This window comes from Brevundimonas sp. AVps23W (assembly GCF_058681395.1).
In genome coordinates this window covers 2,548,134-2,568,946 of sequence record NZ_CM178738.1, presented here as the reverse complement: position 1 = coordinate 2,568,946, position 20,813 = coordinate 2,548,134, and the positions used below count along the sequence as shown (strand labels likewise).

General features: G+C 66.3%; 17 protein-coding genes. 9 read left to right on the top strand and 8 right to left on the bottom strand.

All coding sequences use genetic code 11. From position 1 onward, the window contains the following. Nucleotides 1–11: 11 nt before the first annotated feature. From ACW177_RS12380 to guaA, 3 genes are read left to right on the top strand one after another with little or no spacing between them, the layout of a single operon-like run. Complete coding sequence (locus ACW177_RS12380) at nucleotides 12–1,313, top strand: RsmB/NOP family class I SAM-dependent RNA methyltransferase (RefSeq protein WP_492025994.1); 1,302 nt, start codon at nucleotides 12–14, stop codon at nucleotides 1,311–1,313. Next, on the top strand, nucleotides 1,313–2,014 hold the full coding sequence (locus tag ACW177_RS12375) for a 5'-methylthioadenosine/S-adenosylhomocysteine nucleosidase (RefSeq protein ID WP_492025993.1): 702 nt from the start codon (nucleotides 1,313–1,315) through the stop codon (nucleotides 2,012–2,014). Before ACW177_RS12380 ends, ACW177_RS12375 begins: the two co-directional genes overlap by 1 nt. Beyond that, nucleotides 2,011–3,573 carry a glutamine-hydrolyzing GMP synthase gene (guaA, locus tag ACW177_RS12370; RefSeq protein ID WP_492025992.1) on the top strand — a complete coding sequence of 521 codons (1,563 nt, stop codon included), beginning with the start codon at nucleotides 2,011–2,013 and terminating at the stop codon, nucleotides 3,571–3,573. The genes ACW177_RS12375 and guaA overlap by 4 nt, the downstream gene beginning before the upstream one ends. A gap of 270 nt (nucleotides 3,574–3,843) precedes the next feature. Here guaA and ACW177_RS12365 read toward each other — a convergent pair whose 3' ends face one another. From ACW177_RS12365 to ACW177_RS12330, 8 genes are all read right to left on the bottom strand, one after another. After that, the gene (locus ACW177_RS12365; protein ID WP_492025991.1) at nucleotides 3,844–4,569 is read right to left on the bottom strand and encodes a superoxide dismutase; all 726 of its coding nucleotides are present in this window, start codon (nucleotides 4,567–4,569) and stop codon (nucleotides 3,844–3,846) included. Nucleotides 4,570–4,722: 153 nt separating this feature from the next. Next, the gene (locus ACW177_RS12360) at nucleotides 4,723–5,568 is read right to left on the bottom strand and encodes a DJ-1/PfpI family protein (RefSeq protein ID WP_492025990.1); all 846 of its coding nucleotides are present in this window, start codon (nucleotides 5,566–5,568) and stop codon (nucleotides 4,723–4,725) included. Between the two features lie 11 nt (nucleotides 5,569–5,579). Continuing rightward, nucleotides 5,580–7,712 (bottom strand): TonB-dependent siderophore receptor, encoded by a 2,133-nt coding sequence (locus ACW177_RS12355; RefSeq protein WP_492025989.1) that lies wholly within the window; start codon nucleotides 7,710–7,712, stop codon nucleotides 5,580–5,582. Between the two features lie 58 nt (nucleotides 7,713–7,770). Further along, nucleotides 7,771–7,947, bottom strand: a complete 177-nt coding sequence (locus ACW177_RS12350) for a hypothetical protein (protein WP_492025988.1) — start codon at nucleotides 7,945–7,947, stop codon at nucleotides 7,771–7,773. Between the two features lie 43 nt (nucleotides 7,948–7,990). After that, nucleotides 7,991–8,548, bottom strand: coding sequence for a DUF2244 domain-containing protein (locus tag ACW177_RS12345; protein ID WP_492025987.1), 558 nt, complete (start codon nucleotides 8,546–8,548; stop codon nucleotides 7,991–7,993). Between the two features lie 133 nt (nucleotides 8,549–8,681). Further along, a complete protein-coding gene (locus tag ACW177_RS12340) occupies nucleotides 8,682–9,095 on the bottom strand; it encodes a DUF2946 family protein (RefSeq protein WP_492025986.1) in 414 nt (137 codons plus the stop codon). 31 nt (nucleotides 9,096–9,126) lie between these two features. After that, nucleotides 9,127–11,208, bottom strand: coding sequence for a TonB-dependent receptor (locus ACW177_RS12335; protein WP_492025985.1), 2,082 nt, complete (start codon nucleotides 11,206–11,208; stop codon nucleotides 9,127–9,129). 168 nt (nucleotides 11,209–11,376) lie between these two features. Continuing rightward, nucleotides 11,377–11,805, bottom strand: coding sequence for a hypothetical protein (locus ACW177_RS12330; RefSeq protein ID WP_492025984.1), 429 nt, complete (start codon nucleotides 11,803–11,805; stop codon nucleotides 11,377–11,379). Between the two features lie 981 nt (nucleotides 11,806–12,786). On the opposite strand from ACW177_RS12330, the gene ACW177_RS12325 reads away from it, so the two are divergent. The 6 genes from ACW177_RS12325 (at nucleotide 12,787) to ACW177_RS12300 (ending at nucleotide 20,782) form a co-directional block, all read left to right on the top strand. Next, nucleotides 12,787–13,917, top strand: a complete 1,131-nt coding sequence (locus ACW177_RS12325; protein WP_492025983.1) for a helix-turn-helix transcriptional regulator — start codon at nucleotides 12,787–12,789, stop codon at nucleotides 13,915–13,917. 42 nt (nucleotides 13,918–13,959) lie between these two features. Continuing rightward, nucleotides 13,960–15,543, top strand: coding sequence for a serine hydrolase domain-containing protein (locus ACW177_RS12320; protein WP_492025982.1), 1,584 nt, complete (start codon nucleotides 13,960–13,962; stop codon nucleotides 15,541–15,543). A 215-nt stretch (nucleotides 15,544–15,758) separates the two neighbouring features. Then, complete coding sequence (locus ACW177_RS12315; RefSeq protein WP_492025981.1) at nucleotides 15,759–16,826, top strand: serine hydrolase domain-containing protein; 1,068 nt, start codon at nucleotides 15,759–15,761, stop codon at nucleotides 16,824–16,826. Nucleotides 16,827–16,932: 106 nt separating this feature from the next. Continuing rightward, nucleotides 16,933–18,273 carry a S41 family peptidase gene (locus ACW177_RS12310; RefSeq protein ID WP_492025980.1) on the top strand — a complete coding sequence of 447 codons (1,341 nt, stop codon included), beginning with the start codon at nucleotides 16,933–16,935 and terminating at the stop codon, nucleotides 18,271–18,273. A gap of 151 nt (nucleotides 18,274–18,424) precedes the next feature. Then, entirely contained in the window at nucleotides 18,425–19,585 is a 1,161-nt protein-coding gene (locus tag ACW177_RS12305) for a serine hydrolase domain-containing protein (RefSeq protein ID WP_492025979.1), read from the top strand. 225 nt (nucleotides 19,586–19,810) lie between these two features. Continuing rightward, nucleotides 19,811–20,782 (top strand): serine hydrolase domain-containing protein, encoded by a 972-nt coding sequence (locus ACW177_RS12300; protein ID WP_492025978.1) that lies wholly within the window; start codon nucleotides 19,811–19,813, stop codon nucleotides 20,780–20,782. Nucleotides 20,783–20,813 lie beyond the last annotated feature (31 nt).

Here is a 20,813-nt window from a genome sequence, read left to right as displayed (position 1 = left end):
GAAAGTCCGCATTGACCCCAGCCGCCCGTCTCGCCGCCGCCGCCTCCGTCCTGGACTCCATCGCCCAGGGCAACCAACCGGCGGAAACCGTCCTGAAAGCCTGGGGGACCGCCAACCGCTATGCCGGGTCCAAGGATCGGCGGGCCATCGCCGATCATGTCTACAAGGTGCTGCGCGCGCGCGGCCGCCTGTCGTGGATCATGGGCGGACGCGAGGATGGCCGGGCCCTGGTGATCGGATCGCTGCACGCCATTGACGGCCTGTCGGTGGACGAGATCGAGGCTCTGCACTCGGGCGACGGCTATGGCCCGCGGCCCCTGTCGAAACAGGAGCGCAGCCGGATCACGGCGGGGCAGGGCGAACTGCCCGGCTGGGTCGCGGCGGGCCTGCCCGAGTTCGTGGTCGAGGATTTCAAGGCGACCTTCGGGGAGCGCTGGGCGGAAGAGGCCCACGCCCTGATGGCGCCGCGCGCGCCCATCGACCTGCGGGTCAATGATGCGGCCGCCACGGTGGACGAGGTTGAGGCCGAGCTGAAGGCCGCCGGGCTTGAGGTGTCGCGTACGCCCTGGTCCGTCCAGGGCCTGCGCGTGCCGTCGGAGCCGCCGCCCAACATCCAGGCCCTGGAGGGCTTCAAGGCCGGCAAGTTCGAGATCCAGGACGAGGGCAGCCAGGTCGTCTGCTGGCTGGCCGGCGCGCAACCCGGCGCGACGGTGGTGGACTATTGCGCCGGCGGCGGCGGCAAGACCCTCGGTCTGGCTCAGGCCATGACGGGGCAGGGCAAGTTGATCGCCTCCGATGTGGTCAACAAGCGGCTCGAGAACATCCGGCCCCGCCTGCAACGCGCGGGCGTCGAGGCCGAGCTGGTGCTGATCGGCCAGAACGGGGGCGGGCTGGAAGCCGTCAACGGCCAGGCCGATCTGGTCTTAGTCGACGCCCCCTGTTCGGGATCGGGCACCTGGCGTCGCCGGCCTGAAGACGCCTGGCGTCTGACGGCCGAAGAGGTCGAGAAGCTGCACGCGCTTCAGGTCCGCATCCTGAGCCAGGCGACCAAGCTGGTGAAGCCGGGCGGCCGTCTGGTCTATGTCACCTGTTCGATGCTGGCGCGCGAGAACGAGGCCAGCGCCGACGCCTTTGAGGCCGCCAACCCCGACTTCCGCCCCGTTCCCGTCGCCGACGTCCTGTCAGCGCCGCAACTGACCGAGGCCGCGCGGGCCAGGTTCGCCGAACTGGCGTCCGGCGCGCGTTTGCGCCTGTCGCCGGCCTCGGCCGACACCGACGGCTTCTTCGCCGCCGTCTATCAGCGCGCCGCCTGATGGGGGCTGGGCTGGCGCAGTATGGCGAGGTTTCAGTCCTCCACGTCATGGCTGCGCCCGCCGAATACGGCGACCATCTGCGCGCGCGCATCCAGCCCCTGATGACCGGCGTCGGCCCGGTCGAGGCCGCCGTCGTCCTGACCGCCGCCCTGGCGCGACTGGAGGCGGCGGGCGACCTGCCGGACCTGATCGTGTCGCTGGGGTCGTGCGGCTCGCGGGTGCTTCAGCACGCCTGCGTCTATCAGGCCGCGTCGGTCGCCTATCGCGACATGGACGCCAGCGTCCTGGGTTTCGCCAAGGGCGTGACCCCGCTGCTGGATCAGCCTGCGATCCTGCCCCTGCCGTGCCCCATCCCCGGCGTGCCGACCGCCACCCTGTCGACCGGGGCCAATGTCGTCTCCGGCGCCGCCTATGACGCCATAGACGCCGAAATGGTGGACATGGAGACCTGGGCCCTGGTCCGGTCGGCCCAGACCTTCGGTGTGCCTCTGATCGCCCTGCGCGGCGTGTCTGACGGCCACGTCGAACTGAAGGCGCTGGAGGACTGGACCTCGACCCTGCATCATGTGGACGAGAACCTGGCCGCCGCCCTGAACCGTCTGATCGCCGTGCTGGAGGCCAAGGGCCTCGCCGCGCTTGAAATTCCGGCCTCACAAGGCCAAGACCCCGCGCAACTCTCCCCGGATTCGATCACGCCATGACCACGCCGCACGACCACCAGAAGGTCCTCATCGTCGATTTCGGCAGCCAGGTGACGCAGCTGATCGCGCGCCGCCTGCGCGAAGCCAGCGTCTATTGCGAAATCCATCCGTTCCAGAAGGCCGAGGCGGCGCTGGCGGGGATGAACCCGGCGGCCATCATCCTGTCGGGCGGTCCCGAGAGCGTGCACGAAGAGGGCAGCCCCCGCGCGCCCCAAGCCGTGTTCGAGGCCGGGGTGCCGGTGCTGGGCATCTGCTACGGCGAGATGACCATGTGCGAACAGCTGGGCGGCAAGGTCGAGGGCGGCCACACCCGCGAGTTCGGCCGCGCCGAGATCACGGTCGAAAAGGCTTCCCCCCTGCTGGCCGATTTGGCCCCTGTGGGCGAGGAGGAGACGGTTTGGATGAGCCACGGCGACAAGATCGTCGCCATCCCCGAAGGCTTCGACGTCGTCGCCTCTTCGGCCGGTTCGCCCTATGCGGTGATCGCCGACGAGACCCGTCGCTTCTACGGCGTGCAGTTCCACCCGGAGGTGATGCACACCCCGCGCGGCCACCAGATGCTGAAGAACTTCACCCACGGCATCGCCGGGCTGAAGGGCGACTGGACCATGGCTGCCTATCGCGACGAGAAGATCGCTCAGATCCGCGAACAGGTCGGCGACGCCAAGGTGATCTGCGGCCTGTCCGGCGGCGTCGACAGTTCGGTCGCGGCCGTGCTGATCCACGAGGCCATCGGCGACCAGCTGACTTGCGTCTTTGTGGACACCGGCCTGCTGCGCAAGGACGAGGCGAAACAGGTGACCACCCTGTTCCGCGAGCACTACAATATCCCGCTTGTACACGTTGATGCGTCGAAGGAATTCCTCGGTGAACTGGCGGGTCAGTCGGACCCGGAGACCAAGCGCAAGATCATCGGTCGGGTCTTCATCGAGGTTTTCGACCGCGAGGCGAACAAGATCGAGGGCGCCGAGTTCCTGGCCCAGGGCACCCTCTATCCCGACGTGATCGAGAGCGTGTCCTCGTCCAGCGGCAAGGCCCACGTCATCAAGAGCCACCACAATGTCGGCGGCCTGCCGGACTATATGAAGCTCAAACTCGTCGAGCCCCTGCGCGAACTGTTCAAGGACGAAGTCCGCGCCCTGGGCCGCGAACTGGGCCTGACCGACGCCTTCGTGGGCCGCCACCCCTTCCCCGGACCGGGCCTGGCCATCCGCATCCCCGGCGAAATCACGCCCGAGGCCGTCGAGACCCTGCAACAGGCCGACGCCATCTATCTGGACGAGATCCGCAAGGCCGGCCTGTACGACAGCATCTGGCAGGCCTTCGCCGTCCTGTTGCCCGTGAAGACGGTGGGCGTCATGGGCGACGCCCGCACCTACGAAAAGGTCCTGGCCCTGCGGGCGGTCTCCTCCACCGACGGCATGACCGCCGACTTCTACCAGTTCCCCTGGGACGTCCTCGCCAAGACCGCCACGCGCATCATCAATGAAGTCCGCGGCGTGAACCGGGTGGTCTATGACGTGACGTCGAAGCCGCCCGGGACGATTGAGTGGGAGTGAGGGGCGGCCGTAATTCGTTCCCAAAGGCTACCATGCTCGGCAAGCTCTTCGAAGCGGGTGATCTGCGGTAGAAAAACTACGGGATTGGGGAAGCAAGTCCCCGTTCTTGGTTAAACCGTTAAAGGCTTGCCATTTGGCTCTCAGTTTGAGGCGTCCTGAACGACGAACAACATCCCGACAGCCTCGGCCGTCTAATCACCACGGCGCAGACTGTGTTGGGCAGGCCCGCCGCCGCGCCGTCAGACGACGGCGCGGCGGGATAAGAAGGTGCTACTGCGCTTCGGCGTATAGACGGTTGACCGTGTTCCAGTTCACGACGGTCCACCAGGCGGTGAGGTAGTCGGCGCGCTTGTTCTGGTACTTCAGATAATAGGCGTGTTCCCAGACGTCGACGGCCAGGACGGGGGCGCCGCGGACTTCGACGACGTCCATCAAGGGATTGTCCTGGTTGGCCGTCGAGGCGATCTGCAGCTTGCCGTCCTTGACGATCAACCAAGCCCAGCCGGAGCCGAAGCGGGTCGTGGCGGCCTGGTTGAAGGCGGCTTTGAAAGCGTCCATCGAGCCGAAATCTCGGGTGATGGCGGCCGACAACTCGGCGGACGGTTCGCCGCCCTGACCGATCGGTGCCATCAGGGTCCAGAACAGGCTGTGGTTCCAGTGGCCGCCGCCGTTGTTGCGGATGGCCGGCGGCAGGGTGGAGACGCGGCCCAGGAGGTCTTCGATGGAGACGCCGGCGAGCGCGGGGTTGGCGGTCACCGCCCCATTCAGATTGTCGACATAGGCCTTGTGGTGCCGGTCGTGATGGATCCGCATGGTTTCGGCGTCGATGGCCGGTTCGAGCGCCTCATAGGCGTAGGGGAGGGCCGGGAGGGAGAAGACGGCCGCCGCTTGGGCCTGGGTCGAAGCGGCGGGCGAGGGCGTCGTCTGGGCCTGAACGGGCGCGACCGCGAGCGCGGCCAGCGCCAGAATCGAAGTGAGGGCGATGGGTCTGATCATGAGAAATCTCCTAAAGTGTCACGCGTGAACGCCCAGGATAGACCAAACGCCCGCCCCTGCGACGCTTTGCACCGGCCTCCAACTGACCGGGTGGCGCAGGGACGGGCGCTGGGCCCTCAGAAGCGGGTCTTCACGCGGCAAGGGGCGGACGAGTCAGCTCCGCGCCGAGCGCGCCGTCTCGGCGAAGGCGTGGATGAACTCGGCGTGCCAGTCCCTGACGTTCGCGACCACGGCGGCCGGCGCGGTATCCGGCGTGCCGGCGTTGAGCGGAGGCTCCGGCGCATATTCCGCGAGAAGTTGGGTCGTCTGGGCGCAGTCGAGCGGACGAAGCCGCCTGAGCAGTTCCAGGCCCAGGTCGAGACCCGCCGACACGCCGGCGCCGGTCGCGCGGTTGCGGTCGATGACCATCCGTTCGTCCACCTCGATCGCGCCGAAACGCTCGAGAAGCGGCCGTCCGATCCAATGGGAAGTGGCGCGGTAGCCACGCAACAGACCGGCTTGACCAAGCAGGAGGGAGCCGGTGCAGACGCTGGTGACCCAGCCCGCGCGCGAGCCCCGGTCGGCTAGGAAGTCCAGCGTCGCGTCGTCTCGCATCGCCGCCAGGGTCCCCGTCAGGCCGCCGCCCGTCAGCAGGATGTCGAGGTCGCGCGGACAACTGTCGAAACTGGCGGTCGGGGTGATGATGAGGCCGCTGTCGCTGGTGACCGGCGCTTCGGTCCTGGCGACCAGATGAATGGTCGCCCCCATCATCCCCGCCAGGAAGAATTGCGGGCCGACGATGTCGAGCGCCGTCATCTGGTCGTAGATCAGGATGCCGATTTGCTCGGCGCCGACCCACGAGGGGGGAATTCCGCTCATGTCCATGGCTGGTTCCTCGCCCGCCGAGAGGGCGGGCGAGGGCGTTTTCACTTTATCCTGGGCCAGGGCCGCGCCGGCGAGGAGGGGGCTTAGTCCCGGCGTGAGCGCCATCAGTTGAAGCAGGCTTCTGCGGTCTGTCATGATCGTGGCCCCTAGAACGCCGCGCGCAGCGTGACGGCGACGGTGCGGGGCGCGCCGAGCGCAATCCAGTCGGACGAGAACTGGTGGCTGCCGGTGTAATACAGCTCGTCGAAGACATTGTTGAGGTTGAGCTGCAGCGTGGTGTCGGGTCCGACGGATCGCAGCGAATAGGCCGCCATCAGGTCCACACGGGCATAGGCGGGCAGTTGGAAGGTGTCGCCGATATCGCCGGCGCGTTCGCCCTGGTAGAAGACGCCGCCGCCGACGGTCCAATCCCGGTCGATGACGTAGCGGCCCCACAGGCTCGCGGCATTGGTGGGGACGTTGGCGAGCCGGACCCCGCTGTAAGGGCCGTCGTCCAGCACCTCGGTCTCGGTATAGGCATAGGAGCCAATGACCGAGAGCCGCGACGAGACCTGACCGATGACATCGAGTTCGAGACCGCGCGAACGGGCCTTGCCGATCGTCTGAACGATCGGGAACAGAGAGAAGTCGGCGCGGTTGCGCTTGGTCAGTTCATAGGCCGCCAGGGTCGCGTTGAAGCGGCCATCGGCGGCGACGTATTTGTAGCCGATCTCCGTCTGGCGCGACTTCTCGGGGTCCAGAGCCGTGCCGTCGAAGTTGCGCCCGTTGTTGGCCGACAACGCCTCCTGATACTGGGCATAGATCGACTGACCGGGCCTGAACGCCCAGACTAGGCCGATGCGCGGCGTGGTGAAGGAGATGTCGTTCGGCTCGACGTCGGCGGAGGCGTAGACGGCGCTGGTCGAGTCATGGCGCAAGGCCAGGACGGCGTGCAGCCCGCTGCCGAAGTCGATCTGGTCCTGGGCGAAGACGCTGACCCAGCGGTTGCGGTCGATCCGGTCATCAGCGACCGATAGCGCTGGATCCAGGGACGGGGCGTTGCCGAGAACCGGATTGTTCACGTCCACCGATGTGATCTGCTGAAGGTAGGCGACGCCGGTCTTTTCGCCCTCATAGGCGTCGACGCCGAACAGAAGCTGATGGCTCCAGCGACCGGTGCGGACCTTGCCGAACAGCTCGACCGTGCCCTGGTTCAACGTGTAGTCAGCGTTCGGGCGGATGTTGAAATAATAGCGGCACATATTGGCGCCCGTCCCGTCGCAGGTCTGACCGGGATTGAGACCATAATCGACGCGATAGGTCGCCAGGTCAGCTTCGACCAGGTCGGCGCGGATGACCACGCCCCGCGCCTTAAGTTCCCAGTCGGCGTTGAAGGCGTGGCGCGCCTCCAGCAGCGCCGATACGCTTTCGGTGCTGGAGAGGTTGGGCGAGTCGTTGAACTGACGCGAACGTGGCAGGTCCGCCGGCCGGTTCCCGATGGCGGGGACGCCGTAGTCGGTGCGGTAGTCCTGATCGATATAGTTCAGGGTCAGGGACACGGTGTTGTCAGCGTCGGGCGCCCAGGAGAGGCCTGCGTTGACGGCGGCGACCCGTTCCTCGACGAAATCGCGATCGGACTCTGTGGTGAAATAGGAGGCCGAGGCCTTGCCGATCAGGGTTTGATCGGCATTCAGCGCCCCGCCGCCCTGGATCACGGAGCGTGACAGCCCATAGCTGCCCAGGGTCTGTGAGACGCTGAACTGACGCTCGGCGGCAAACTGGCGCGACACGACGTTGACGATGCCGCCCGGCTCGGCGCGTCCGTAGAGGACGGTGTTCGGACCCTTGACCACCTCGACCTGTTCGACGTCAGCCATATTGACCGGCAGGCCCGAGACCTTGACCCCGTCAAGGTAGTAGGTCGAAGCCCCGCTCATGGCGCCCGAGGCCGACATGGACGTCGTGCTGAAGCCGCGCAGGATCAGTAGCGGCTGAGTCGAGCCGTTGAAGCCGAAGTCGGTGGATACGCCGGCGACGTTGCGGACCGCGTCGGTCAGGACCAGGGCGTTCTGGTCGTTCAACACGGCGCGCGGCACGACCTGGACAGACTGGGGCGTCAGCAGGATGGGAGTGGTCGTGCGGGTTGCGGCCGTGCTCTCGGCCGAGACGTAGCGGTCAGCGGTGACGACGACTTCCTCAAGCGTGGTCGCCGCCTGGGACGTCTGCGGCGCCGATTGGGCCAGGACGGGGTCGGCGAGCGCTACAGCGACGCCGGCGAGGAGGAGGGTCTTGAAGGTCATGATAGGCCTTGGGGAAACTGGCCGGATGGCCATGGTTTGAGGAGAGAGGCGGTGGTCGTCAGGCGTGGTGAGACTGATGGTCGTGCATCGTGCAGCCGCAGGCCCCCGCCGGCGTCGGTCCTTTCACCGTCTTAGGCTGGGCCTGAAGATCGCCCGGCAGGGGGATGGCGAAGGCGAGGGCGGCGGCGGCGAGGATGGAGGCGCCGATCAGGGCGAGGCGGGCGGCGAGGGGCATGGTCTGTCTCTTGTGTGGATAGGTGCGCGCGAACGCGTCACTGTCAGGAATGGCCGGGATCGCCGGCCCAGAGGGCCGGATCGACAGGGGCGGCGAGGGCGGTGCGGCTGGACCAGATCCGGGTGGGCGCGGTGGAGGCCGCGAGACCGCCCCGGCGGGCCAAGGCCAGGGCGGCCTCCAGGGCCTCTCGAAGGTCCTGGCTCTGCGCCGGGCCGAGCCAGCCGCCGATGCGATGGCTGCGCTGTGCGGCGTGGACGACGAACCCCGGCACGGCGCGGCGATCCCTGCAAATGGGGTCGATCTTCAACCAGGCGGTCGGCAACCGATCGACCGTGACCCGGCCGCCGATCCGGGTCGTGACCTCCAGCCTGTCGGCGAAGAGGTGGAGTTCTTCGGATCGTTCGCTCGCCCAGCGGCGATAGGCGCGGCTCGCTAGCGCCAGCGCGCTCAGCTCGACCAGGAACAAGACCGACACGATCGGCTCGCCCTGCACCATGAAGGGCAGACTGAGGGCGACGGCGACGAGTGCGAAGAGGATCAGGATGAGGTTGGTCGACCGCCCGTCGGTCTGATGGGGATGAATGACGGCATGCAGCAGCACTGGAGGCGCGACGTCATGGGGCGCGTCCGCGGCGAGCGGTGCGGCGGTCTCCCATGGACCGCGCGATGATAGATGGAGCACAGGGGCCTCCCTCGAATGACCGGACAAACCGGCGCGCGAGGCGGCCGGCGGCTCAGATCATCAGGATGGGCGGACCTCGAAGAGGCGGCGGCGGACCGCGTGGATTGCGCTGGTCGCGGTGGACGGCGACGGGGATCGCGACGGGGCTGACGATCCAGGGCGTCCGCGAGGGTGCGACGGGGGCGGCGTCGTCAGGCGCGATGGCGGCGACGCCGACGAAGGCGCAGACCGCCTCGGCCTTGCGGTCTTCAGGATGCTCGGGTTTGTCGATGGGCCGGCCGTCAGCATCGACGACGACGGTTTGCAGACCGCCCGACCCGCAAAGGACGAGTTCAACGCCGTCGCCCTGCGCTTCCAGCATATAGCCTGTCGGCAGCAGGGCGCGGAACGTCAGGGCGAACAGCAGGGCGCACAACGCGATCGCGAAGCCGAGGCCGTCCTCCTGTCTGTCGTTCCGTGCGCGCATGGCTGGATGTCAGGCTTTCGTCATCACCGGATCAGAAGCGGTAGCTCAGGCTGACCGAGGCGTTGCGGCCCTCGCCCGGCAGGATGTAGCGCGACACATGGACGTGGCTGCCGGCGAAATACGCCTCGTCCAGCAGGTTCTCGATGTTGAGCTGGAGTTCGAGCGGTCGGCCGTTAAGGCTGAAGTTGTAGGCTTGGACGGCGTCGACGCGGACGTAGCCGGGCAGGCGTGTCGCGTTCGCGCCGTCGGCGAACCGCTCGCCCTGGGCGTAGAGCCCCAGGCCTGTGCGCCACTGCGGCGTCCAGCGCATCTGGCCGAACAGGCTGCCGCTGTGGTCGGCCACATTGGGAATCTGCTTGCCCGGATAGAGGGCCCCATCCAGGTATCGGGCGTCGGTATAGGCGTAGGCGAGGTTGACGGAGAGGCGGTTGGTCACCTGTCCCGCCGCAGAGACTTCGACGCCCTTGGATCGCGCCTTGCCACCGACAAGGAAGCGGCCTGCGGCCGATGGGTCGCCTGAGATCATATTGTCATGGTCAAGCTGATAGAGGGCCACGTCGGCGCGCAGCCGTCCGCCGTCGTCGAACTTCCAGCCGATCTCATATTGCTCGGAATGCCGGAGCGGCACGGACTCGCCGCTGGCTTGCAGTACGGGCTGGAAGGCGCTGCCGCTGCTGTAGGAGGCGTGGAGCATCTGGCTGTTGGATAAGGCGTAGGTGACGCCCAGGCGCGGCGTGACGCGGGTCTCCGTCACGGGTTTGGCGACTCCGACCACGCCATAGGTCGAGTCCAGGTCCACGAACTGGGCCCCGACGACGAGACCCAGTCGCCCGATCTCCATCCGGTCTTGAAGGCTGAACAGGGTGCTTTGCGTATCCTGTTTAGTCAGTGTCCGCGTCAGAGTTCCGGTCGGGGCGGTGACCCGTCCATAAACCGGGGCAAACACATTGATCGGCGCATTGTTGACGGCCGGAACGCTTAGCGACGGCAGGTCGAGCGTCTCGGTATAGTACTCAGCGCCCGCATAGAGGTTGTGGGTCACGGGGCCGGTCGCGACCTCGGCGGTCCATGACAGTGCGACAGAGTCGATCTTGCGCCGGCCGTTCGGCTCGTAGGCGGTTACGCGGTTGTAGGTCCCTGTCGGCTGCCCCGCCGTGACCGAGAAGATCGAGTTGCGGATCGACACCGTGTGGCTGTCCATATGGGTGTAGTCCATGGCGACCCGGCCAAGCGGCAGCTTGTAATCGCCGTGAAGGCTGTAGACCCGGTTGTCCGTGCTTGAGTCGGCGAAGGGTTCGCTGAGCTGGCGGTCCAGGGGCACGTCCACGACACTGCCGTTGAGCGCGGGCAGGCCGAAGTCAGGGTTGTAGGTCTGGTTGGTCGCCTCGAAGTCGAGGCTTATCCGGTAACGGTCTGCGTCGGATTTCGACAGGCCCAGCTTCAGGCCATCCAGTTTATCCTTCACATGCCGCCACTCGTCCTCGGCGGAACTGACCAGGATTAGGCGCCCGGCGATACCATGCTCGCGCGACAGGACGCGGTTGAGGTCGATCCAGGTCTCGCGAGCGTTGTTCTGGCCGACGCGGGCATAGGCCATGCCGAAGTCGCTGAGTTGGGCCGACTTGGTCACCAGCTCCACCGTACCGCCCGGCTCCGAGCGGGTTGAGGCGGCGGCGCCCGGTCCGCGCAGGACATTGATCTGGTCCACGAACGCCGGGGTGAAGGCATAGTTCGACAGGCGCACCCCGTCGCGCAGGATCCGACTGCTCTGGGTGCCGCTGTCGGCGATCGAGCCGCGCAGGACCACGACCTGCGAATGGCTGCCGACGAAGCTGAGGTCGGCCTGAGCGCCGGGCACATTGCGCAGGGCGTCGAGCAGGGTCGTGCCCCCCTGTTCGAGCAGGGTGGTGGTCTGCACCGTCGAGATCGAGGCCGGCGTTTCGAGGAAGGTCGCGGGCGCGCCGAGCGCAAGGTCCGCGCCGGTCCGTTGTCCGGTGACGACCACCTCGTCGAGCGCCGCGGGGCTATCCGACGTTTGCCGGACGGCCTGGGCGAGGGCGGATGTCGTTGATGCGAGCAGAGCGCTGGCGAGAAGCAGAGTCTTGAACGTCATTGGGTGTCCTTGGACGGGACGTCGAAGCGGACCTGTCCTTTGTGTGTCACTGTGCGGCCTGGGCGCCGGGCATCGGGGGAGCGTTGCGCTCGCTGTCAGCAGCGCGAGCGGCGCCGCTGACAGCGAGCGACGTGAGGCGTGCTTAGAGCAGGGAACGGTCCGCGCCGTTCAGGCGATCGGCGGAGCCGTTGGCGGCGGCCGCACACCTGCGCGCAATGCAGGCGGCGGGGCGACGGAAGCGACCAGAGCCGGTTGCATCGCGATGATGCGCGATGGCGGCGCGGTAAGAGTCCCGGGCGGAGGCGGCGGCAGGGCCGTAAAGTTCGCCACAATGCAAGAGGCGCACTTCAGGCTGTCCATCGGCGTCGGTTTTTCGGGCCGGGGCGCGCCGTCAACGTCATAGACGACGATGATCTGATCGCCGGAGCACAGCATGACCGGCGACCCGGTGGCCGCTGAGGCGGCGACCGCCGTGGGCAACAAAGAACCGAGCATGATGGCGAAGACCGCGGCGAGGAACGCCAGCGATCGTCTCAGCGACCAATGCTCGATTGATAATGACGACACCCTTCCGCCATACTTGCCCTCGTGCGCCAAGGGAAGCCGCTTTGATCGTGACGCCTAGGTGCAAGCGGGCGGCAGGTGGGCTTCTCACTGGGGCGCGCAATCGCGGGGCAGGACAGTCTGGGTTAAGTGCGGCGAGACGAGTTGAATGTCCTCTTTATGACATTGCACGAAGGATTGCTGATGGCGCAGTGACGAAGTTGGGCAATAATTGGAGATGACGGTTTTTCTCAATTTGATCAGCAACATGTCGGTATGGATTTGTCGGTATTAGAAGCGGCTCTAAGATCCTGACCGCTATGCCTTGCAGAGCCCGCTTTGTCGTGGATCTACCGATAGACTGCGACATCACTCGGATTTTATCGGAGCCCAATTCTTCATTGTTTTCATAAGCCTCACTTCGGCGACGGTAATGATAACGGTATGGCTTGGAGGTCAAAGAAAAGGCGCTGATAAATCAGCGCCTTCTGGGTTTTTGAACAATCGAGTGGGAGTGAACAGGCGAGGTCGTGTCGCTATAAACGACATATATTTCAATGATTTGAAAACCTGACCGAATCTTCTCTACTCGATTGTCAATCAGTACAGGAACCAGGCGCAGGGTCCTGATCTTATTGATGTTTCCCAGCATGCAGGGTCGCGTTCATAGTAGCAGCCTGAGCATTTTGACGGTATTTCTGACGGTATATCCTGAACCGCGAAGGTAGCGTGAGCCCAGACTGCTCATGACTTTTGGGCGACGTCGGAAGGTCGGGCCTGACGTGCCAAGTGGCTGTCTGCCAGCCAGCGGACCTGGCTTGGGGTCGACGCCGGCCCCACTGTGATCTGCTCATTCGACCGCGGCCCGGCTTCTATGAGGAGACACGGCGATGGAGCTCAGAACGTCGACTTTGGTGATCCCGGGGCCCCATGATATCCCTCGACGGCGACCTTGGGCGGTACGGTCGAGGACCCGTCGCCGCCTCTGCTCGCCAGGCGGCGCCAGTCCTGGGCGATAGGCTCCGATCGACAACCGTGAGGCTGACTGACGTCGTGGGGTTATGGACGACACTTCTGGCTCTGGGGTCGCTGAACGCGGTCGGGCTGGCCGTACTGATCTGGCGCCAGAGGGGCTCCCAGACCGCCAATCGGCTGCTGGCTATACTCCTCGCCCTGGTCGCCCTGCGTCTGTGGATCTATGTTCTGGGCTTTGGCGGGGCCTACGACGCCTTTCCTTGGCTGACCTTCTTTCCGCTGGACGCCTCCGCGGCCTTCGCGCCGCTCTTCTGGCTTTACGGCCGGGCGATCAGCGGGCGTTTGCCCAGGCGCTGGCGCTGGCACCTGCTGCCGGCCGGCCTGCAGATCGCCTATCAGGGGCTGGCTTTCACCCTGCCGCTCTCGGACAAGTGGACCTGGTACACGACCGGGCATCTCCACATCGTGGCGCCGATCGCCGTCGTGGGCATCACGGCTGCGGCTGCAGTCTATCTGGCGGCGGCGTGGCGCGATCAGGTCGGCTATCGGGCCTGGCTCGACACTCGCTTCGCCAACCGGGAGCGCTGGCGACTGACATGGCTGCGCACGATGATTGTCGCTTTCGGCCTTGTCCTGGCTGCGGTCGCTCTGACCACCGGCTGGAGCCTCTTCGTCGCCCCCCTGAGCTATATGCAGCGCGCGCCGCTGATGCTCGCCTTCTGCGGGCTCGGATACCTGCTGGGATTGCTCGGTTGGCGTTACGGCGGAATGGACTATCCGGTCTGGAATCCGGAGGCTCCCGGTCCTGAACGGGTGGACTACGTTCGGCTCGCCGCCGAATGGACGCAGCGTATCGAGGACGCCGGCTGGTGGCGGGAGGAGGGCCTGACCCTGGGCGAGGTCGCGGCGCGGCTCGCTGTTTCGGAGCGAAGCCTGTCGCGCGCCCTCAACGACGGCGCGGGCCGTAGCTTCAACGCTACCATCAACGCCATGAGGGTCGCGGCGATCCAGCGCGCCCTCAGCCATCCGGACGAGACCCGCGAGCTGCTGACCCTGGCTCTGGATCATGGCTTCGCCTCGAAGGCGAGCTTCAACCGGGCCTTCCGCGAGGCGACCGGACGCACGCCGTCGGCCTGGCGTTTCACGATACGCCAATCGAACGCAAAGGCGGATTCCGAAGCGACGGCCTGACGGCGGCGGCGGCAGAAGCGCTCCACGCCGCCCGGAAACGCCATGCTTCTCGCTCTTGTTCTCGCCCTGTCCGCCGACCCCACAGGCCTCGATCCCCTGTTTGTCGGCGTCGATCGCCCCGATACGCCCGGATGCGCCGTCGATGTGCGCCGACATGGCGAAATCGTCGCTCAGCGCACCTACGGCATGGCGAACCTGGAACAGCCGACGCCCATCACGGTCGACACGGTGTTCGAGGCCGGCTCCGCCTCCAAACAGTTTACCGGCGCGGTGATCGCCATCCTGGCCGCTCAAGGCGCTCTGTCGCTCGACGACGGCATTCGCAAATGGCTGCCCGAGTTGCCGCCGCTCTATGAGCCGGTGACGGTGGATATGCTGCTGCACCACACGAGCGGTATCCGTGACTGGGGGGTGCTTGCGGAACTGACCGCCTGGCCCCGAGGGTCGAGAGCCTACACCATGGCCGACGCTGTCGCCCTGATCGCCCGGCAGGAGGCGCTCAACTTCACGCCCGGGACCGAATATCTCTACAGCAACTCCAACTATCTGCTGGCGGCCCGCATCGCCGAGCGCGCCTCCGGACGCCCGTTCGAGGTTCTGTCGCAGGATCTGCTTTTCACGCCACTGGGCATGACGCAGACCCGCTGGCGCAGCGACTTTCGAACCGTCGTGCCGGGCCGCGCCCAAGCCTATTCCAGACAGGGCGCAGGCTGGGTGCTCGACATGCCGTTCGAGGACGTTGTCGGGCCGGGCGGTCTGCTGACCACGGTCGGCGACCTCCAGCGCTGGAATGCGGTCCTTGACGCGCCGTCGGCGGCCCAGGCGACCTGGGTCAGGACGCTGACCCACCCCGGCCGGCTCACCGACGGAACACCGCTGACCTACGGCGCCGGTCTGGAGCTCGGCCCGGTCGACGGCCTGCCGGCGATCAGCCACGCGGGCTCGACGGCCGGCTACCGTTCATGGCTCGGACGTTTCCCCGGCGACGGCCTGTCGGTGGCTCTGCTCTGCAACGCGGGGACGATCAACACTGAAGACCTCGGACCTCAGGTCGCCGCCGCCTTCCTGCCCCCGCCGACGCCGGACGTGACCGCCACACCACCGGGTGGAGCCGTGGGCGCCGACGTCGCCGGCTTGTACAGCAATGCCGCGACGGACACCGCGACAAGGATCACCGACGCCGACGGGCGGGTTCGTATCGGAGGCACGCTGTTCGGTGCGGACGGCGAGGGGCGACTGATCGCCGACGACGGTCGCCGCGCTCAGGTTCTGCGCGCACCGGACGGCGCGGTGACGGGCCTTGTGGTCGAGCGGCGCGGGAATCCGCCGGTCCGCCTGATCCGCGTCGCCGCCGGGACGCCGGGGCGCGACAGCCTGCAGGCGTTTGTGGGGGACTACCGGAACGACGGCCTGGACGTGACGGATCGAATTCGGTTGGACGGTGATAGGCTCGCCTGGGTGGATGCGCGCGGCGCCGCCCAGCCGTTGGAGTCCGTCTACGCAGACGCGTTCCGCGCTCCAAACTCCGGTTGGATCCTGCGCTTTCGGCGTGACGACCAGGGTCGGATCGCCGGCTTCGACGCGACCCTGGCTCGAGCCCGCGCGGTGCGCTTTGCCCGCCAGTGACCGCCCGCAGAATCGCCAGGAGAGGCAGCCGCCAAATGACGGAAGCCCAGCGTGTCATTCGCCGGAAAGCGCCGACGTTCACCGAAGCGTATCCGCCGTTCACCGAAAGCCCATCGGCCTTGGGTCGAAAGCCTGCTTCGATCCTGGCCATGACCCATTCAGTTCTGACCCGCGGCTCCGTGCCCGCCGTAACCGGCCTCAATTCTGGAGGGCTCATGTTTGATCGTCGAACCGTTCTGGCGGGGGGCGCAGCGGCGATGATCGGGGGACCGGCGCTGGCGGCGACCGAGACGACCCGGATCGACGGCATCGTCGCGGCAGCGGGGTTCAACGGCGTCGTTCTCGTCGGACAGAACGGCCGCGCCGTGTTTCAAAAGCCCTATGGAATGGCTGACGCGGAGGCCGGGCGGGTCGCTTCGGTCCGGGACCGCTATGTCATCGCCTCCGTCTCCAAATGGCTGACAGTCATCGCGATCCTGAAACTGGTGGAGCAGGGGGTGATGAGTCTGGACGCGACGATCAGCGAAAGCCTGCCCGCGTTCCGCAAGGATGTTGGCGGACAGGTGCGGCTTCGGCACCTGCTGGCCAACAGGAGCGGTATTCCGAACCTCTACGGCCCGGCGGTGGAGGCCGATCCTGAACTGAGACGCTCGACCCTGAGCGCCGCCGACGCCGCCATCGCCTTTTGTTCAGGCGACCCGATCTTCCCGCCGGACGAACGCTTCGACTATGCGATCACCAACTGGATTCTGGTGGTCGCCATGGTTGAGGCGGCGACGGGCAGACCCTTCGAACGCGTCCTCGACGACCTGGTCATCACGCCGCTCGGTCTGACAGATACGGCCGTCGCCAGGTTCGATTTTGCCGATAGACCGGATACAGCCAAGGCCTATGGCGCCCTGTCGCCGGCGACGGTGAAAATGTCTCTACGGCCTGCTTTCCTGGCGGCAGCCGGAGGGCTGTGCAGCACCGCGACCGATCTGCTTCGCGCGGCGTCGGGCGTCTTCGAAGGGGAGATTCTGACTTCAGCCTCGCGCGTCGAAATGTTGAAGATCACGACGCCCGAACAGCATTACGCCTTGGGCGGGCGGGTGGCGCGTCTCGCCACCGCCGATGGCGTGCGTGTGGCGCCCTGGGAGACCGGGCGAACCGACGGCTATCGGTCTGTGGTCGCCCATGTGCTGGAGGATCGACGCACGGTCGTTCTGCTCAACAACACCGACCTGTCGCAGGCGGTCATGGACCAGATCGCGCTTCAGATCCTCAATGCTCGTTGGGCTTGATCGATGAGCGGAAGGGTCTCATTGCGTTCAGAGGTCCGCTCCCGCATGAAGCGGGGCAGAGCCTGTCGTGTCCTTGTTGTGAGTGGCTGACATGAGGGACTGGACCATGATGAGCGCGATCCTGGCGGCGGGTCTTGCCATACTTGCCGCGCCTTCCAATGCAGACGTCTCGACCGACGCGGGCGTTTGGCGAAGTCAAGGCTATGGCTATGCCCTTGATGCAACGGGCGAAGGGGTGCGCGTCTATGACGTGACGGCGTCGAGCTGTTTGCTGACCGGCGAGGCTCAAAACCTTGATGAACTCGGGAGTGTCGTTTCGGTCGACGCGGATCATTTCGTCCTTGCGGGCGACACTGCCTCGATCGGCTTTGAACGCATGGCCGACCTTCCGGCGGCCTGCCTCCCCCCTGCGCCTCCGACGCAGGACCCCCTGAGGAATTTCGATGTCCTTTGGGAGACGTTCAACGAGAATTATCCCTTCTTCGCCCTGCGGCAGGTGGATTGGGAGGCGGTGCGTGAGACCTATCGGCCGCAGATCGCCGCCCTGCCGGCTGATGCCGACCTCTGGCCGATCCTGACTGAAATCCTGGGGCGCTTCCAAGACGCCCATATCCGGTTGATCGATGGTGACCGGCGCTTCCAGGTTCGCCGGGCTGCCTCCGGTCCCGGCGCCGCCGCGCTACAGCAGGGTCTGACGGCCTATTTGAGCGAGTCCGACAGCCCGTTGCGGGGCCAGGTCACGCTGAGCGCGCATGACCGTCTTGCTTACGGCCTGACGCCGGAGGGCGTGGGCTACCTCGCCGTGATGACCATGGGCGGCTTCGCGAATGGCCCCGTGGGCTGGCCGGGCAATACGACATCGCAGGACGACGTCGCTGCGGCGCGCCTGACCCTTGACGCAGCCCTGACCCGCCTTTCGGACGCGCCCGGTCTGATCCTGGACCTGCGGTATAATCCCGGCGGTTCTGAATCGATATCGGCCCTGATCGCGGGCTGCTTCGCCGACGAGAAGCGCCTTGCCTACAGCCGCAAGGCGCGTGACGGCGAAGGCTTCGGCCCGGGCTTCGACACCTTCGTCGAGCCGGGCGACTGTCGTCATTTCTCAGGCCCCGTTGTGGTCCTGACCAGCGAGATGACGACCAGCGCCGCCGAGGCCCTGGTGATGCGGCTGAGAGTGCTCCCGCAAGTCACCGTGATGGGCCAGCCAACCCAGGGCGCCCATTCCGACGTTCTGGATCGCACCCTCCCGAACGGATGGCGTCTGGGACTCTCGAATGAAATCTACACCCTTGCGGATGGGCGGGTTTACGAAGGGAAGGGCATCCCGCCGGAGGTTGAAACGGCCGCGCCGGACGTCTCGGCGACACCAGACAGGCGTTACGGGGCCGATATCCAGAGCGCCGTCCGACTGATCCAGGGTGCGCCTGGCACGACGGCTGTCCAGTGATCACCCCGAAACCGGCAGAACCCAAGTCGAGCGCGGGCCGCGGCGATCCCGACGCCTCGGCTTCTGAGGCGGCTGGCCCGCTGGGCCATTTGCGCGACCTCGCCCGGAGCGTCCCGGCCGATCGAATCGACCAACAATCACAAGCGAACACATGATCAGCACACTTCGGTCGGCGACCATCCTCGCAATCGCGGCGTCAGCCTTGGCATATGCGTCTGTTGGTCGAGCGGAAGACTACCGGCCCGTGGTGTGCGCGAAGGCGGCGCCCTATCGCGGGGGGGCTCTCCATTCCGCACTCGATCCGCTCCCAGACGCGGTCGCCGAGCCGTTGGTCGGAACGCTTGACGATGCGACATCACAGCGGCTTCAAACGGCGCTGGACACGGCCTTCCAGGCGACCGGAGCCGAGGCGATGTCGGTCGCCGTCGGCCTTCCTGGACGTGGGGTCTGGGTCGCGCAGCGCGGCAGCGACAAGCCTCTGTTCTACTGGGCCAGCGTGGGCAAACAGGCGACCGCAGTGATCGTGCTGCAACTCGTACAAGAAGGGCGGCTGAGCCTGTCCGATCCGATCTCCAGATGGGTCAGCGGCGTTCCGAACGGCGACGCCATCACGATCGAGATGTTACTCAATCACACGAGCGGTCTGTTCAGCGCCAACGAGGATCTGCGGGTTCATCGGGCCAATCGTGTCCTTGATGCGAGCGCGGAACTTGAAGTCCTTCGGCGCCACGGCGCCATGTTCTGCCCCGGGGAACGGTGGCGATACTCTAACTCCGGCTACAGCCTTCTGGGGCAGGTCATAGAACAGGTCGATGGCCGCCCCCTCGCGGAAGCGCTGCGACGGCGCATCATCGATCCCCTGGGCTTGACGCAGATGCTGGCGCTGCGCGCGGACGCGGAAGTCGGCGAGGTGACGGCGCTCCATTCCGATACCTCCGAACCGGCGCTCGATATCCGCATCCCCGGCGCGGCGGGGCCCCTTGCTGCGTCCGCTCTCGACATGATCCGCCTTGAACAGGCCCTTCTTGACGGCCGCCTTCTGAACGCCTCAAGCCGGGCGCGGAGGGTTCGCGACCTCTATCCGATGTTTCAGCCGAACATGTTCTACGGCCTTGGCGTCATGGCCTTCGATGTGCCTGACCCGCAGGGGCGGAGCGTCTGGATCGGACATAGCGGCGGCGCGCCCGGCGTGAAGGCCGTGAGTGTTTATGTGCCTTCGCTCAACGCCTTCGTCGCCGTGGCCTTGTCGGGTGATGGATCGGCAGAGGCCACCGCCAACCTGCTTTTGAGGGCGATCCCGGATCCCGGCTGACCGGGGCACCGGAATGAATACGGCACACGCCGTCGAGGGAATTCTGGCAGGAGACCATAGTTGATGTCACATCAAATAGACATGAGACGGGCTGTTGAGGCACAGGAGCTGGGAGCGTCGGGGACGCGCCTCGGCGCGTCACGGCGCGGGGTTCTTGGCGGCATCGTCGCGACATCGCTTTTGACGCCCCGGCCGGCGTCCGCCTCCGGCTCGGACCAAACGTTGATGTCCCGGATTTCACTCGATGGTGCGCCGGGAATCGCTGTCGGGGCGGTCCGAAACGGCCGGGTCCTGGCAGCGGCCGGCGTAGGCAGCGCGGACGCCGCGGGGGCCATTCCGAATGCCCGTACAGTCTTTGAAATCGGCTCCCTGACCAAAACCTTCACCGCATCGCTCATCTTTCAGCTTCAGGAGGAAGGCCGGCTTCGGATCGAGGCGTCGATCGGCGCATATGTGCCCGATCTTCCCGAGGCCTGGCGAAGCCTTCAGCTATCCCAGCTGCTCAGCCATACGTCCGGATTGCCGGAGTATCTGAACCAGGACAATTTCCGCACCCTGATGCCGCTCGAGCTGACGCCGCGGCAGATCATCGCCCTGGCTTCGGACCGGCCCATGAGCTTCGGACCGGGCGAGCGGCACGAGTACAACAACACCGGTTTCATCCTGCTCGGCCTTGCGGCCGAGGCCGTGACCGGACGCGCTTACTGGGACCTGTTGCAGCAGCGCTTTTTCCGTCCCGCCGGCATGGCGTCGACGGGGCCGCGGGGTCGGGTGCGGTGCACGACCAACTGTGCGGCGGGGCATTTCTGGACCGAGGGCCGATACGACAATGATCCGCCGCGTAGCGCGGCCGGATCGACCTGGGCCGCCGGCGGCCTGCTTTCTACGACAGCGGACCTTAACCGGTGGTCGGTCGCCCTGGATCGAGGGAGACTTCTGAGCGCCGGTGTACGGCGAAACATGTGGCGCGAGGCCACTCTGACCGACGGCCAGCCTGCGGGGTGGGGTTATGGCTGGGAAGTCGAGACGGTCGGTGGAAAGACCATCGTCGCTCACGGTGGAGGAACAGCAGGCTTCTCGTGCTGGTACCGCCGGGATCTGTCCGAGCCGCTTTCGACCATTGTTCTGACCAACCAGAACGGACGCGCCGATCCCAGGGCGATGACCGAGCAGCTTGTGGCGGCCCTGAAGGCCTGAACCTCGTGAGGCCTGTACGAGATGAATGTCG

What these genes read in the sequence shown, in the direction of transcription:
- ACW177_RS12305 (WP_492025979.1), top strand. Translation starts at nt 18,425, where the DNA reads ATGATCAGCACACTTCGGTCGGCGACCATCCTCGCAATCGCGGCGTCA.
- ACW177_RS12320 (WP_492025982.1), top strand. Translation starts at nt 13,960, where the DNA reads ATGCTTCTCGCTCTTGTTCTCGCCCTGTCCGCCGACCCCACAGGCCTC.
- ACW177_RS12350 (WP_492025988.1), bottom strand. Translation starts at nt 7,947, where the DNA reads ATGCCCCTCGCCGCCCGCCTCGCCCTGATCGGCGCCTCCATCCTCGCC.
- ACW177_RS12335 (WP_492025985.1), bottom strand. Translation starts at nt 11,208, where the DNA reads ATGACGTTCAAGACTCTGCTTCTCGCCAGCGCTCTGCTCGCATCAACG.
- ACW177_RS12315 (WP_492025981.1), top strand. Translation starts at nt 15,759, where the DNA reads ATGTTTGATCGTCGAACCGTTCTGGCGGGGGGCGCAGCGGCGATGATC.
- guaA (WP_492025992.1), top strand. Translation starts at nt 2,011, where the DNA reads ATGACCACGCCGCACGACCACCAGAAGGTCCTCATCGTCGATTTCGGC.
- ACW177_RS12310 (WP_492025980.1), top strand. Translation starts at nt 16,933, where the DNA reads ATGATGAGCGCGATCCTGGCGGCGGGTCTTGCCATACTTGCCGCGCCT.
- ACW177_RS12355 (WP_492025989.1), bottom strand. Translation starts at nt 7,712, where the DNA reads ATGACCTTCAAGACCCTCCTCCTCGCCGGCGTCGCTGTAGCGCTCGCC.
- ACW177_RS12300 (WP_492025978.1), top strand. Translation starts at nt 19,811, where the DNA reads ATGTCCCGGATTTCACTCGATGGTGCGCCGGGAATCGCTGTCGGGGCG.
- ACW177_RS12360 (WP_492025990.1), bottom strand. Translation starts at nt 5,568, where the DNA reads ATGACAGACCGCAGAAGCCTGCTTCAACTGATGGCGCTCACGCCGGGA.
- ACW177_RS12375 (WP_492025993.1), top strand. Translation starts at nt 1,313, where the DNA reads ATGGGGGCTGGGCTGGCGCAGTATGGCGAGGTTTCAGTCCTCCACGTC.
- ACW177_RS12340 (WP_492025986.1), bottom strand. Translation starts at nt 9,095, where the DNA reads ATGCGCGCACGGAACGACAGACAGGAGGACGGCCTCGGCTTCGCGATC.
- ACW177_RS12365 (WP_492025991.1), bottom strand. Translation starts at nt 4,569, where the DNA reads ATGATCAGACCCATCGCCCTCACTTCGATTCTGGCGCTGGCCGCGCTC.